Source organism: Pseudomonas jilinensis, assembly GCF_003586265.1.
GTDB lineage: Bacteria > Pseudomonadota > Gammaproteobacteria > Pseudomonadales > Pseudomonadaceae > Halopseudomonas > Halopseudomonas phragmitis.
In genome coordinates, this window is sequence record NZ_QJSA01000004.1 from 206,069 (window position 1) to 218,664 (window position 12,596).

A 12,596-nucleotide genomic window follows, 5' to 3' on the forward strand; every position below is an offset into this window, starting at 1 on the left:
TTGGCCGGTTTGTTCTATGATCGTGCCTTTTACATATTGACCATAACAACAGGCTTCAGGGGCACGACTCCTGGCTGCGAGAGAGCTATGCCGCATTCTGAACGCACCACATCATCCAGTTGGGCGCTGGCGATTGTCCAGGCGCTGGAGCTGAGTGGTCTTGATGGCCGAGCGTTGTTTGTCGAGCTGGGCGTTGATCCTGGACTGCTGAACGACCCTGATGCCCGCATTGCCCAGGATCAAATGACCCGGCTCTGGCAATTGGCGGTCGAGCGCTCGGGGGACCCGGCCATTGGTTTGAACATGGCCCAGGTGATTCGTCCTGCACATTTCAATGTAGTGGGCTTTGCCCTGATGTCGAGCCGTACCTTAAAGGATGGCTTTGCCCGCATTGTGCGTTATCAGCGGCTGATCGGTGAGGCGGCTGATCTGGCGCTGGAGGTACATCCGGACTGTTATCGGCTGGTCATGTCGATTCATGGTGATCGCTTGCCAGCGCCAGCCCAGAGCCATGATGCGGCGATGGCTTATGCCCTGGCTTTCTGCCGCTGGATGACCGGCCGTGTGTTGATGCCCCTGGAGGCTCATTTTGCCTATCCGGCGCCAGCCGAGCTGAGCGCCTATCAGGCTTTGTTCGGTTGCCCACTGGTGTTTGGTGCGCCGAGCTACAGCCTGAGTTTCTCCCGGAGCATGATGGAAGAGCCGTTGGCCACCGGCAATGAAACCCTGGCTCAGTTACACGATCAGTTGGCCGCCGACTACCTGATGCGGTTCGAACGTGACAGGGTGACTCATCAGGCCCGTCAGGTACTGTGTCGTCTGTTGCCGCAGGGCGAGCCCAAGCGCGAGGCAGTGGCCAGTGCGCTGCGCATGAGCACCAGAACCTTGCAGCGGCGCCTGCAGGACGAAAACACCAGCTATCAAGCGCTGCTTGATGAAACCCGGCGTGAGTTGGCGTTGCAGTATCTGGGGCAGCGACAACTGACCTTGCTGGAGATCGCCTATTTGCTCGGTTTTGCCGACCCGAGCAATTTTTTTCGGGCCTTCAAGCGCTGGTTCGGCATGCCTCCCGGGCAGTATCGTGAACAGCAATTGGCTCGTCGGCCAATGGTGAATAACGAAGAGGATCGATGATGGATGCGCTCAAAGCGCTGCATGAACGGGTTTCTGTTCCCCGCCTGACGGGGCCAGCCCCGACCCTGGTCCAGCGCGAAGCATTATTCCGGGCGGCCTTGCGGGCGCCGGATCATGCCTATCTGCGACCCTGGCGTTTTCTGGTAGTGGAGGGCGACGGGCTGGAGCGGCTGGGAGAGTTGTTCGGTCGGGCGGCCTTGAGTGACTGCGCCGATATCACGGCGGAAACTCTGGCCCGCTATCAGGGTTTGCCACTGCGGGCACCGATGATGGTGATTGCCATCAGTTGCCATCAGGCGCACCCCAAGGTTCCTGAAATCGAACAGGATCTGGCCTGTGGCGTGGCGGTTGGCAATATGCTGCTGGCTGCCCATGCGCTGGGGCTGGGCGCGGTCTGGCGCACCGGCGAGCTTGCCTATCACTCGGTGGTGCGTGAGGGGCTGGGTGTGGCCGACAACGAACGGATCATCGCTTTTCTGTATCTGGGCCAGCCGCTTGGGGCGCGCAAGGCTCTGCCGGAGTTGGCGGTCGAGGATTATTTCCAGACTTGGGGGCGGGGAAACACTGATTAAATCAGTTTCGGTGCTGGCCCAATTGTCGCTGACCTGTTCTGGACACGCTGTAAATACATCCCTGTACGCTCTTAGATGCCATCCTTGGCATCTAACGGTCCAGCACAGGTCAGCGCCAACCGGGCTGCTGAGCTTGTGTGCAATTAATCAGTGTTTCCCTAGAACTCAGGAGGTGTAATAGTCCTGGGCTGCCAATTTCAAGGTAATGCGCGCCTTCAGGCCGCCAAGATCGCTGGCAGCGAAGCTCAGTTGGCCCTGATGGCGCTCCACCGCCCGACGGGCAATCGCCAGCCCCAGTCCATGGCCGCTGTCGGTGGCCTGGCCGGGTAGCCGGACAAAGGGCTCGCCAAGCTGGCTTAGCCAGTCTTGCGGTACTCCGGGGCCTTGATCGTCGACTTCAATCAGGCAGTTCTGGCCCAGACGTGACAAGCGGACCCGGATCAATCCTTGAGTCGGGCTGAAGCGCTGGGCATTGCGCAGCAGGTTGTCCAGGGCGCTGTAGAGTTGTTCTGGCCAGCCTTGCAGGGTGGCCTGGGTCTGGCCCTCAAGCACCAGTTCACAATCTTCGGCGGCAAACTGGGCGTCATCGAGCACGCGGGCTACCAGGCTGTCGAGCTCGAAGGGCTGGCGTGGCTGATCCTGGGTATCCAGCCGGCTCAGGGTCAGGATGTCGTCAATCAGGGCATCCAGCCGACTGCATTCGCGGTCAAGCCGAACCCAGAGAGGGTCGTCCTCGGATAATTGCTGTTTGCTGCCCAATGCCAGACCGATCCGCAGTCGGGCCAGTGGTGAGCGCAATTCGTGGGAGATGTCGCGCATCAACTGGCGCTGGCTGTCCAGCAGGCTCTGTACCCGGTTACCCATGCTCTCGAACTGTCTGGACAATTCACCGAACTCATCCTGGCGTTGGCCCAGATCCTGAAGCTTGGCTGCGTCGAAGTTACCCTTGGCCAAGGCTTGGGCAGCCTGGCCGAGTTTGGCCAGTGGTGCGGTCAGGTAGCGGCTGAGCAGTAGGCTCAGCAGCGCCAGTACGGTCATGGCCAATAGAACATTGGCGATTAGCGCCAGTGGTGTGCGTTGCCAGCGGAACAGCTCGGGGCTGGGGACATGCAGAGTCAATTGATAGGTGCTGTCGGGTGAATCCCAGACCAGTTGAAACAGGCGTCCGTAACGAGGGGTTTCGCTGCCTGGCTCGCCTCGGGGATCGGAAAATCGCGGGGAGGTGGGCAAGGTGCCAGGCAGCAGCAGTTGCCCACTGGCGTCATACAGATTGGCCCGTAGCCGGTATTCCCGGCGTTGTTGTTCCAGCCAGCTCTGGGCGGCACGTGGGCCGCGCTGTTCGTAATGCTCGACCAACTGTTCGGCGAAGTCCCGTAGCTGTGGATGGAACTGCAGTAGCAGCCAGTCCTGTTGAAGGGTGCGGCTGACCAGAAAGCCCGATCCACCGACCAGCAGGGTTGCCAGCCAGAGTACCGCAAAGACTTTCCAGAACAGCCGCATATACGTTTACCTTAGCTTCTGTGTTGGTGTTTGCGCGGGCGATCGCCATCCCGATGGGAGCGACGCTCCTGCATACGTTCTTGCCGTTTTTCGCGCAGTTCGGCCATTTTGGCGCGTTGCTCATCGGTCAGCACGGCATCGACGCGGCTGATGCTTTCTTCGCGCAGGGCTTTGTGTTTTTCCCGTTGCTCGGCATGAATGCCTCGCAGTTGCTCCTGTTGCTCTGCCGTTAGTTCCAGAGCTTTGGCCATACGTTCCATATGGCGCTCATGGCGGGGTTCGGCATCTCCCGATGCAGCGAAAGCGACGGTGGCGATACCCGTAGACAGTGCCAGCAGACCGGCGATCAGGGCTTTCTTCATAATCTCTACTCCTGGTTCAGGGCTGGCCGGCTTGTCCGGCCATTGACTGCAGAGTGTAGAGATCGCCATGTCAAGCAGGGCTATCCTTTGGTAAAGGCAGTGTAAAGCTTAATGAGCCTGTGCAAAGGAAACACTGATTAAATCTTTTCCGGCGCCAACCGGGCTGCCGGGCTTGCGTGCAATTAATCAGTGTTGCCCAAAGTATGTCATTAGCTGTAAAGATAGCCGCGACCACGGATCGACTGGATACGGCTACGGCCGTCGGGATGGTTGCCCAGTTTGCGCCGCAGGTTGCTCATGTGCATGTCCAGGCTGCGGTCGTAGGGGCCAAGGGGTTTGCCTAACGCTTCGCGTGACAGTGACTGGCGGTCGACCAGTTGGCCGTGGTTATTCAGCAGGCAGCGCAGGATCAGTGCTTCGGTCTGGGTCAGCGGCAGTGGTTGTTCGCCCTGCCAGGCCAACAGGCTGTCCGGGTCCAGGCGAATATCGCCGGCTTGCAGTGGTTGGTGTCCTGTGCTGGTGTTTTGGCTGCGGCGCAGCAGCGCGCGTAGTCTGGCGACCAGCTCGCGGGGGTCGCAGGGTTTGGCCAGGTAGTCATCGGCACCCAGTTCCAGGCCAAGAATCCGATCCACCGGTTCGCCTCGGGCGCTGAGCATAAGTAGCGGGGTCTGGAATTCCTGGCGCAACGCGCGCAAAACATCCAGACCATTCATGCCGGGCATCATGACGTCGAGGATTACCGCCTCGAACGGTTCGGCACGCAGTGCCTCAAGTCCGCTTTCGCCATCGTGGCGTACGGTCAGGCTGAAGCCTTCAACTGCCAGCCAGTCGCCCAGGAGCTCACAGAGCTCCTGGTCGTCATCGATCATCAATATCGGGTGTGAATTCAATTCAGCCATTCGCTACGTTTACGGCGGCCACCGATCCTGGCAAGCAGGAAGCCCAGCAGTAAACTGCCGGCCACGGTGGCTCCGCCAATAATGAACCATTGTTGACGTTGCTCTTCGAGCCTGGCACGGGCGCCAAGTTCCGCATCCAGTTGCCGAGCACGCAGGTTTTGGTTTTCTTCGCGCAAACGCTGTAGTTCAAGGTTGGAGTCGTTTCCACCGGCCAGTTGTTCTGCCAGTTGCTGACGTTCGGCCTCAACCCGGGCCAGTTCGGCCTGGAGTACGCCGACATCTTGTGCGTTGGCGCTTGGTGGCGACTCTGGCTGGGTTGCACTCTCGTCAGCTATCGCCTGGATGCAAAGCAGGGCCGTGCCGCACAGCAGCGCAATCATCAATCGGGGCATCGCTGAACTCCTCAGGCCGGCAGCACGGGTTTAAAGGGTTTGATAAGTACTTCGGCATAGACTCCGGCGCTGACATAGGGGTCGGCATCGGCCCAGGCCCGGGCCTGTTCCAGAGACTCGAACTCGGCGACCACCAGGCTGCCGGTGAAACCAGCCGGGCCTGGGTCGTTGCTGTCTATGGCCGGATGCGGACCGGCCAGTAGCAGGCGCCCGGCGTTTTGCAGAGCTTGCAGGCGAGCCAGGTGATCAGGACGCGCCGCCAGGCGTGCGTCCAGTGTGTCTGGAGCGTCGCTGGCCATGATGGCGTAGTACATGAAGCTTCCTTATCTGTGATAGATAGTGAGGTTTTGATAGTAGTTTAGTAGTTGGCGGGCCTAAGTTATTGCATCGGCTGGGCCTTGTCAGCGTTCAACAGGCATAATAGTGAAAATATTTTGTCGGGCTGGAATAAACGTGATTGCTGATTTGCACATGCACAGTACCGCCTCGGATGGAGTCTTGGCTCCGGCTGAGTTGATGCGCCAGGCGGCCGAGGCAGGTGTCGAGTTGGTCGCTCTGACTGATCACGATACGTTGGAGGGGCTGACTGAAGCTCGGGCGGCGGCGTTGGCTGCCGGCATCCGTTGGGTCAGTGGGGTAGAGCTGTCGGCGCAGTGGCAAGGCCACACACTGCATGTCTTGGGTTATGGCTTTGATCCGGCTGCGCCGGCATTGCTTCAGGCCCTGGAAGAGGTGCGTGCAGGGCGCTGGCAGCGGGCGCAACAAATAGCCGAGCGGCTGGCGGCCAAGCGCATGCCTGGGGCCCTGGAAGGGGCGCAGGAGGTTCAGTTGGCCATGGGCGCGGATGCCGATGCGCCGCCAGCGCGCCCGCACTTTGCCGACTGGCTGGTGCGTGAAGGTCATGTAAGTGACCGGGCCGAGGCTTTTCGTAAGTGGTTGGGAGCTGGCAAGCTGGGCGATATCAAACAGCACTGGCCGGCTTTGGGCGAGGTGGTCGGGCAGATTCGTGCCGCCGACGGTCTGGCGGTGTTGGCGCACCCCTGGCAGTATGGCTTTACTCGCAGCAAGCTACGGCGTCTGCTGCGTGAGTTCGCCTCTGCCGGAGGGCGGGGCATTGAAGTGGTCAATGGCCGACAGCCGCCAGAGCAGGTAGCTTACCTGGGCAAGCTGAGCAACGAGTTCGGGTTTCTGGCCAGTTGTGGCAGTGACTTTCACCATCCCGGTTCGCCATGGATGGCGTTGGGCGTGATGACTGCCATGCCGTCAGACTGCGAGCCAGTCTGGGCCGACAGGTTGTTCAACTACACTTGATGTATGCATGCAACGGATGATGATGTGAGCCAATACTTTCAGATACACCCCGAAAACCCGCAGGCGCGTCTTATTCGTCAGGCGGTTGAAATCATTCGCCAGGGTGGGGTGATCGCCTATCCCACCGATTCGGCCTACGCGCTGGGTTGTCATCTGGGTGATAAGGACGCGCAGGAGCGCATACGCCGATTGCGGCAACTGGACGACAAGCACAACTTCACCCTGGTCTGTCGCGATCTTTCTGAATTGAGCGTTTACGCCAAGGTCGACAACAGCATCTTTCGCCTGCTAAAGGCCAATACCCCCGGGCCTTACACCTTCATTCTCAATGCCACCACCGAAGTCCCGCGCCGGCTGCTGCACCCCAAGCGACGGACTATCGGCCTGCGGATTCCCAACCACCAGATCACCCTGGACCTGCTTGAGGCTTTGGGCGAGCCACTGATGAGTGTGACGCTGATACTGCCGGGCGATAGTCTGCCGTTGACCGATCCGCAGATGATTCGTGACCGCCTGGGCAAGCAGCTCGATTTGATCATCGACGGTGGGGCCTGCAATATCGAACCGACGACCGTGGTCAGTCTGCTGGATGGTCAGATCGAGGTTCAACGGCTTGGACTGGGTGACCCCGAGCCGTTTGGCGCAAGCCGTGAACACTGATTGAGCCTGACGCCGCTGACGTCTGGCCCAATCCGGGTATAATCGCGCCACAACATACTGATGAGACCTTCAGGAGATACCTTTGAGTTCCGTTGATTCCCAGCGCCGTGTCCTGTCCGGCATGCGTCCGACCGGGCGCCTGCATCTTGGTCACTACCACGGAGTGCTGAAGAACTGGGTCAAGCTGCAGCATGAGTACGAGTGCTTCTTCTTCGCCGCCGACTGGCATGCGCTGACCACCCATTACGAAAACCCGCAGGATATCGAACAGAATGTCTGGGACATGCTGATTGATTGGCTGGCGGCTGGCGTCAGCGGTAACTCGGCGACTCTGTTCATCCAGTCTCAGGTGCCTGAGCATGCGGAGCTGCACCTGCTGCTGTCGATGGTCACTCCAGTCAGTTGGCTGGAGCGGGTGCCGACCTACAAGGACCAGCAGGAAAAACTCAAGGATCTGGATCTGGCAACTTACGGGTTCCTCGGTTATCCACTGCTGCAAAGTGCGGATATTCTGATTTACCGGGCCGGCCAGGTGCCGGTCGGGGCTGATCAGGTAGCGCATGTCGAGATCACCCGTGAGGTGGCGCGACGCTTCAACCATCTGTATGGCAAGGAGCCGGGCTTTGAAGACAAGGCCGAAGCCGCGATCCACAAAATGGGCAAGAAGGCCGCCAAGCTGTACAGCAGTTTGCGCAAGGCTTATCAGGAGCAGGGCGATGCCGATGCGCTGGAAACTGCCCGGGCACTGCTCAAGGAACAGCAGAACATTACCCTGGGCGACAAGGAGCGACTGTTCGGCTACCTTGAAGGTGGCGGCAAGGTGATCCTGCCCGAGCCCCAGGCGCTGCTGACCCCGGATTCGAAAATGCCGGGGCTGGACGGGCAGAAAATGTCCAAGTCCTACAACAACACCATCACCCTGCGTGACACCAGCGACGAGGTCAACGAGAAGGTCCGGCGCATGCCAACCGACCCGGCCCGGGTCCGCCGTACCGATCCGGGTGACCCGGACAAGTGCCCGGTCTGGCAACTGCACCAGGTGTATACCGACCAGGCAACCCATGACTGGGTGCAGCAGGGTTGCCGTAGCGCCGGGATTGGCTGCATTGACTGCAAGAAGCCGGTGATTGATGCGATCGCGACCGAGCTTGCACCCATGCAGCAGCGTGCCCGTGACTATGAGGGCAACCCCGATGCGGTTCGATTAATCCTCAACGAAGGAACCGAGCGGGCCCGTGAAGCGGCGCGCGATACCCTGGCCGAAGTACGCCAGGTCATGGGCCTGGAGTACCGTCGATAACCATGAGCGGACCGGAGCAGGCACAGGATTCGCCAACTCCGGCCGCCACGGCGGCTGATGCGTCTGTCATGACGCCACGTCAGCATGAACTGCCGTTCGCCATGGTCTATGGCCAGGCGGTGACTGAGCTGCCGCAGGATCTCTACATCCCCCCCGAAGCCCTCGAAGTCTTTCTGGAAGCCTTTGAGGGGCCGCTTGACCTGCTGTTGTACCTGATTCGGCGACAGAACATCGATATTCTCGACATCCCGGTGGCGGAAATCACTCGCCAGTACATGAGTTATGTCGAGTTGATGAAGACGGTACGTCTGGAGCTGGCTGCCGAATATCTGGTCATGGCGGCTATGCTGGCCGAGATTAAGTCACGCCTGCTGCTACCGCGCCACGATGACGGTCATGAGGATGAGGAAGATCCGCGGGCTGAGTTGATCCGGCGCCTACAGGAGTACGAGCGCTTCAAACAGGCAGCCGAAGACCTGGATGCGCTGCCGCGAGTTGGCCGCGATATCGTTCTTGCCAGTGCCGAAATGCCCGAGCAGCCAACCCGGCGTCTACATCCTGAGGTTAATCTGCAGGAGTTGCTGCTGGCACTGTCCGAAGTGCTGCGCCGCGCCGACATGTTCGAAAGTCACCAAGTTACCCGCGAAGCCTTGTCTACCCGGGAGCGCATGGCCGAAGTGCTGGAGCACCTCAAGGGTGGGCAGTTCGTGCCCTTTGTCAGTCTGTTTAGTGTCAGTGAAGGGCGGCTAGGGGTGGTGGTTACCTTTATGGCAGTGCTGGAGCTGATCAAGGAGCAACTGGTCGAATTGGTACAGAATGAACCGTTCGCCCCCATTCACGTCAAGGTCAGAGGTGAGGATGAGTCAACCAGCACTTGAACTGATTCTCGAGGCCGCGCTGCTGGCAGCAGGCAAGCCGTTGAGTCTTGAGCGTCTGCGTGAATTGTTCGACGAAGACCGCGCGCCGACCAATGAAGCTCTGCGCGAGGCTCTGGTTCGGCTTGGGGATAGCTACGCCGAGCGCGCCTTTGAGCTGCGAGAGGTGGCTGGCGGCTGGCGCCTGCAGGTACGTGAAGACTACACGCCTTGGGTCAGCCGGTTGTGGGAGGAGCGGCCGCAGCGCTATTCGCGAGCCATGCTTGAAACCCTGGCATTGATTGCCTATCGCCAGCCGATCACTCGTGGCGAAATTGAAGATATTCGCGGTGTTGCAGTCAGTAGTCAGATCATCAAGACTTTGCTTGAGCGCGAGTGGGTACGGGTAGTCGGGCACCGTGACGTGCCGGGCCGCCCGGCGATGTTCGCCACCACCCGGCAATTTCTCGACTATTTCAATATGCGCAGCCTCAATGAACTGCCGCCGTTGGCTACTATTCGCGATATCGATCAGCTTGAGCCGGAGTTGGAGTTCAAGGATGAAGGTGTCGATGCTGCTGCCGATCAGGCGCCCTGGATGCCGGTCGAGCCGCTCAAAGCGCTGGATGGCGAGGAAGGCGAAGAAACCGGCTTTCATGCGCTGCTGGACGAGCTCAAGGCAATGGAGGCCAATATTAAAACGGACTTCGACGACCTGTTGCCGGACGAGCCAGACGAGGATCAGGCGGGCAGCTAGGGTCTTCACTGCGATTGCGCTTGTGCTGCGCTGGTTATATCCTGCGCCTTGATTATCCACACACCGGGAGGTGCTCTAAATGACCGACATTATCGAAAACGATTCAACTCCTACCCCCCCCGCCAGCGGCGAAAAGCTGCAAAAGGTACTGGCACGACTTGGGCTTGGCTCGCGCCGCGAAATCGAAGCCTGGATTGGTGCTGGCAGGGTCGAGGTTAATGGCGAGGTGGCCCAGCTTGGTTGCCGGGTCGACAGTCTTGATCAGATCAGTGTTGATGGCCGGCCGCTGCGTCGGGATCTGAACACCGAAGTGATCCGCCGGGTGATGATCTACAACAAGCCTGAAGGCGAGGTTTGTACCCGTGATGACCCGGAAGGTCGACCGACCGTATTCGATCGCCTGCCACGCCTGAAGCAGGGTCGTTGGATCAATGTTGGGCGTCTGGACATCAATACCTCGGGCCTGTTGCTGTTTACTACCGACGGTGAACTGGCCAATCGGCTGATGCATCCCTCTTACCAGATGGACCGTGAATACGCAGTGCGGGTCATGGGTGAAGTCGATGAGGCCATGATCGAGCGACTGAAAACCGGCGTGATGCTCGAAGATGGCCCGGCGCGTTTTACCGATGTGGTTTCTTCCGGTGGTGACGGAATCAACCGCTGGTATCACGTTTGTCTGCTCGAAGGGCGCAACCGCGAAGTGCGTCGTCTGTGGGAGTCTCAGGGCGTCAAGGTAAGCCGTCTCAAGCGGGTGCGCTTCGGGCCGGTATTTCTCGGTGCCGAGCTGCCGATGGGGCGCTGGCGGGAAATGAAGCAGAACGAGATCGACACCTTGAGTGAGGAAGTCGGTCTGAAGCCGATCCCGTTGCCGGCGATGAAAACAGCCGACAAGGAAAAACTGAAACGGCATGAGCGCAAGCCGTCGATGCATCAGGCGCGTACCAGTCGCCGGCCGCGTCGGAGCTGACAAGGTTGATTGTACGGCCTTGATTACCAATATGGAGAATGAACGGATGCCAACGCTGTTGTTGTACAAGGAAATCAAGGCGCTCAATCGAGATGAGCACAAGCTGTTAAAGCTCAAAGCCGGCGGTGATAGTTATTTTGCCTCCGAAACCCATTTGGTCCCCTTGGCAGGCCTGGAGTTTTTCCAGGCCGCGCGCAGTTACCCGATTGTATTCGTTGGTGAGGGCGATAGTGTCAGTCCGATTGCTTTGCTGGGATTGGAGCAGGGTGATAACAGCTATGTGCAGGACGATGGTCAGTGGCATGCCAATGCCTATGTGCCTGCTTTTATCCGGCGTTACCCCTTTGTATTGGCGCAAGGGGAAGATGATGGTTTCACCGTTTGCATAGATGCCGGCTACTCGGGCTGGAATGAAACCCAAGGGCAAGCGCTTTTCAAGGACGATGGCTCGAACAGTGACTATCTGAATGAAATGATTCAGTTCATGCAGGGCTTTACCGCAGAAATGCAGCGTACCCGCGATTTTGTCGAAACCTTGAAGACATTAGATCTGCTGGTGGCACGTACGCTCAAGCTAACCCACATCAGTGGCGAGAGTTTTGTCTTGCGTGATTTCATGGCTGTTGATGAAGAACGTTTCCTCAAGCTTGACGACGATCAGGTCCTGACACTGAATCGGAAGGGCTATTTAGGCTGGGTTTATGCTCATCTGATGTCGTTGGGTAATGCCAACCAGTTGTTTGAGCGCTACTTGGTCGCTCACCAGCAAGCGGCAGCTACCCACTAGGTGAGGGAGGGAACAGGCCTGATTAGGTCTGTTCTCCCATTCGTTTATTGGCTTATTCGCTGACCACGATATTGCGGCCGCGGTGTTTGGCGGCGTACATAAGTTTGTCGCAGCGATCGAGCAGCTCCCGGCCGGTCTCGTCGTTATGGCGGATGGCGACCCCCAGGCTTACGGTCATGGGTAGTGGTTGGCCATCGATCTTGAATTGCAGGTTTTCCACTGCACTGCGAATACGCTCGGCAATGCTTTTGGCAGGCTCCAGACCGGTGTTGCCCAGCACTACTACAAACTCCTCGCCTCCCAGACGATACAACCCATCCACTGCACGCAAACACTGGCGAGTGCAGTCAACCACAGTTTTCAGGGCCTGGTCGCCGTAGGCATGACCATAAATATCATTGATTTGCTTGAAGCGGTCCAGGTCCAGTACCAGCAGCGACAGAGGAGTGCGGTTGCGGATGGCAAGCTGAACCTCACGGTTGATGGCCTGGTCCATGGCCAAGCGGTTGCCGGCTCCGGTCAGGTTGTCGCGCAGGGCGCACGACACTGCCTCGTGGTACATCAGGGCGTTGCGTAGCGGATACAGCAGAGTGCTGAGCAGAGTTTCCAGGTTACTCAGTTCCAGTTCGCGAAAGCGTTTGGCGCGACTGAACTGCAGTTCGCCGAGAAAATCGTTGCCATGATTGAGTCGATAGCTGCAGCGATGCAGACTGGGGTTGCCCTGTTGCAGTTGCAGGTCGTGGGTGCTGTTCTGGTACTCCAGTCCGTCGACCGGGATCAGGCTTTGCAGTTCAGTGAAGAACAGTTCCAGAACCCGGTCGATTTCCAGTGAGGTTTGCAGCACCTGGAGCAATCGCTGGTGCAGTTCCGGCAGCGAGCGCTGCTGGCTGCTGGCAGGCTGAAGCAGTTTGCGGGCGCTGTCGAGATCGATGGTATTGCCTTGGGTCGACATCATGACAAATCCTGAGCGGGTGCTGGAATTATCTTGATTCAAGCAAGCTGTGTGCCATCGAAAATAAGTTCTTTATTATCAATGTGTTGGGGTTTTTTGATGGCGTTTTGGTGGCGAGGGTGGCAAAAAATTGCCGTTGCACGGGC

Annotated in this window: 14 protein-coding genes and 1 pseudogene; 9 read left to right on the forward strand and 6 right to left on the reverse strand. The window is 58.8% G+C overall.

All coding sequences use genetic code 11. The features are described from left to right. The first annotated feature begins 87 nt into the window (after window positions 1–87). A complete protein-coding gene (locus tag C2846_RS06070) occupies window positions 88–1,134 on the forward strand; it encodes an AraC family transcriptional regulator (RefSeq protein WP_119700962.1) in 1,047 nt (348 codons plus the stop codon). Next, window positions 1,134–1,706, forward strand: coding sequence for a nitroreductase family protein (locus C2846_RS06075; RefSeq protein WP_119700963.1), 573 nt, complete (start codon window positions 1,134–1,136; stop codon window positions 1,704–1,706). Before C2846_RS06070 ends, C2846_RS06075 begins: the two co-directional genes overlap by 1 nt. A gap of 165 nt (window positions 1,707–1,871) precedes the next feature. On the opposite strand, the gene C2846_RS06080 is transcribed toward C2846_RS06075, so the two are convergent. The 5 genes from C2846_RS06080 to C2846_RS06100 all read right to left on the reverse strand — a co-directional run bounded on the left by C2846_RS06080 (window position 1,872) and on the right by C2846_RS06100 (window position 5,173). Next, a complete protein-coding gene (locus tag C2846_RS06080; protein ID WP_119700964.1) occupies window positions 1,872–3,206 on the reverse strand; it encodes a sensor histidine kinase in 1,335 nt (444 codons plus the stop codon). An 11-nt stretch (window positions 3,207–3,217) separates the two neighbouring features. Continuing rightward, window positions 3,218–3,568: a Spy/CpxP family protein refolding chaperone gene (locus C2846_RS06085; RefSeq protein WP_119700965.1), complete on the reverse strand. Its 351-nt coding sequence runs from the start codon at window positions 3,566–3,568 to the stop codon at window positions 3,218–3,220. A gap of 209 nt (window positions 3,569–3,777) precedes the next feature. Continuing rightward, a complete protein-coding gene (locus C2846_RS06090; protein ID WP_080050056.1) occupies window positions 3,778–4,467 on the reverse strand; it encodes a response regulator in 690 nt (229 codons plus the stop codon). Then, complete coding sequence (locus C2846_RS06095) at window positions 4,455–4,859, reverse strand: SH3 domain-containing protein (RefSeq protein ID WP_080050057.1); 405 nt, start codon at window positions 4,857–4,859, stop codon at window positions 4,455–4,457. Before C2846_RS06095 ends, C2846_RS06090 begins: the two co-directional genes overlap by 13 nt. 11 nt (window positions 4,860–4,870) lie before the next feature. Next, window positions 4,871–5,173 carry a YciI family protein gene (locus C2846_RS06100; RefSeq protein WP_080050058.1) on the reverse strand — a complete coding sequence of 101 codons (303 nt, stop codon included), beginning with the start codon at window positions 5,171–5,173 and terminating at the stop codon, window positions 4,871–4,873. A gap of 139 nt (window positions 5,174–5,312) precedes the next feature. Between C2846_RS06100 and C2846_RS06105 the strand changes: the two genes are divergently transcribed. The 7 genes and pseudogenes from C2846_RS06105 to C2846_RS06135 all read left to right on the forward strand — a co-directional run bounded on the left by C2846_RS06105 (window position 5,313) and on the right by C2846_RS06135 (window position 11,498). Beyond that, a complete protein-coding gene (locus C2846_RS06105) occupies window positions 5,313–6,170 on the forward strand; it encodes a PHP domain-containing protein (RefSeq protein WP_119700966.1) in 858 nt (285 codons plus the stop codon). Between the two features lie 24 nt (window positions 6,171–6,194). Further along, window positions 6,195–6,830, forward strand: a complete 636-nt coding sequence (locus C2846_RS06110) for an L-threonylcarbamoyladenylate synthase (RefSeq protein ID WP_119700967.1) — start codon at window positions 6,195–6,197, stop codon at window positions 6,828–6,830. Window positions 6,831–6,912: 82 nt separating this feature from the next. Continuing rightward, window positions 6,913–8,130: a tryptophan--tRNA ligase gene (locus C2846_RS06115; RefSeq protein WP_080050061.1), complete on the forward strand. Its 1,218-nt coding sequence runs from the start codon at window positions 6,913–6,915 to the stop codon at window positions 8,128–8,130. 101 nt (window positions 8,131–8,231) lie between these two features. Beyond that, the gene (locus C2846_RS06120; RefSeq protein ID WP_177344572.1) at window positions 8,232–9,008 is read left to right on the forward strand and encodes a segregation and condensation protein A; all 777 of its coding nucleotides are present in this window, start codon (window positions 8,232–8,234) and stop codon (window positions 9,006–9,008) included. Further along, on the forward strand, window positions 8,989–9,741 hold the full coding sequence (gene scpB, locus C2846_RS06125) for an SMC-Scp complex subunit ScpB (RefSeq protein WP_119700968.1): 753 nt from the start codon (window positions 8,989–8,991) through the stop codon (window positions 9,739–9,741). The genes C2846_RS06120 and scpB overlap by 20 nt, the downstream gene beginning before the upstream one ends. An 88-nt stretch (window positions 9,742–9,829) precedes the next feature. Beyond that, window positions 9,830–10,702 (forward strand): annotated as a pseudogene (rluB, locus tag C2846_RS06130) (23S rRNA pseudouridine(2605) synthase RluB); the annotation flags it as partial. Window positions 10,703–10,757: 55 nt separating this feature from the next. Next, complete coding sequence (locus C2846_RS06135; RefSeq protein WP_119700969.1) at window positions 10,758–11,498, forward strand: SapC family protein; 741 nt, start codon at window positions 10,758–10,760, stop codon at window positions 11,496–11,498. A 52-nt stretch (window positions 11,499–11,550) separates the two neighbouring features. Here the strand turns inward: C2846_RS06135 and C2846_RS06140 are convergent, their stop codons facing one another. Continuing rightward, window positions 11,551–12,453 (reverse strand): GGDEF domain-containing protein, encoded by a 903-nt coding sequence (locus C2846_RS06140; protein ID WP_080050065.1) that lies wholly within the window; start codon window positions 12,451–12,453, stop codon window positions 11,551–11,553. Window positions 12,454–12,596: the final 143 nt, after the last annotated feature.

Coding starts and splice junctions, on each gene's coding strand:
- C2846_RS06135 (WP_119700969.1), top strand. CDS start 10,758: ATGCCAACGCTGTTGTTGTACAAGGAAATCAAGGCGCTCAATCGAGAT.
- C2846_RS06080 (WP_119700964.1), bottom strand. CDS start 3,206: ATGCGGCTGTTCTGGAAAGTCTTTGCGGTACTCTGGCTGGCAACCCTG.
- C2846_RS06075 (WP_119700963.1), top strand. CDS start 1,134: ATGGATGCGCTCAAAGCGCTGCATGAACGGGTTTCTGTTCCCCGCCTG.
- C2846_RS06085 (WP_119700965.1), bottom strand. CDS start 3,568: ATGAAGAAAGCCCTGATCGCCGGTCTGCTGGCACTGTCTACGGGTATC.
- C2846_RS06140 (WP_080050065.1), bottom strand. CDS start 12,453: ATGATGTCGACCCAAGGCAATACCATCGATCTCGACAGCGCCCGCAAA.
- scpB (WP_119700968.1), top strand. CDS start 8,989: ATGAGTCAACCAGCACTTGAACTGATTCTCGAGGCCGCGCTGCTGGCA.
- C2846_RS06070 (WP_119700962.1), top strand. CDS start 88: ATGCCGCATTCTGAACGCACCACATCATCCAGTTGGGCGCTGGCGATT.
- C2846_RS06120 (WP_177344572.1), top strand. CDS start 8,232: ATGGTCTATGGCCAGGCGGTGACTGAGCTGCCGCAGGATCTCTACATC.
- C2846_RS06090 (WP_080050056.1), bottom strand. CDS start 4,467: ATGGCTGAATTGAATTCACACCCGATATTGATGATCGATGACGACCAG.
- C2846_RS06095 (WP_080050057.1), bottom strand. CDS start 4,859: ATGCCCCGATTGATGATTGCGCTGCTGTGCGGCACGGCCCTGCTTTGC.
- C2846_RS06100 (WP_080050058.1), bottom strand. CDS start 5,173: ATGTACTACGCCATCATGGCCAGCGACGCTCCAGACACACTGGACGCA.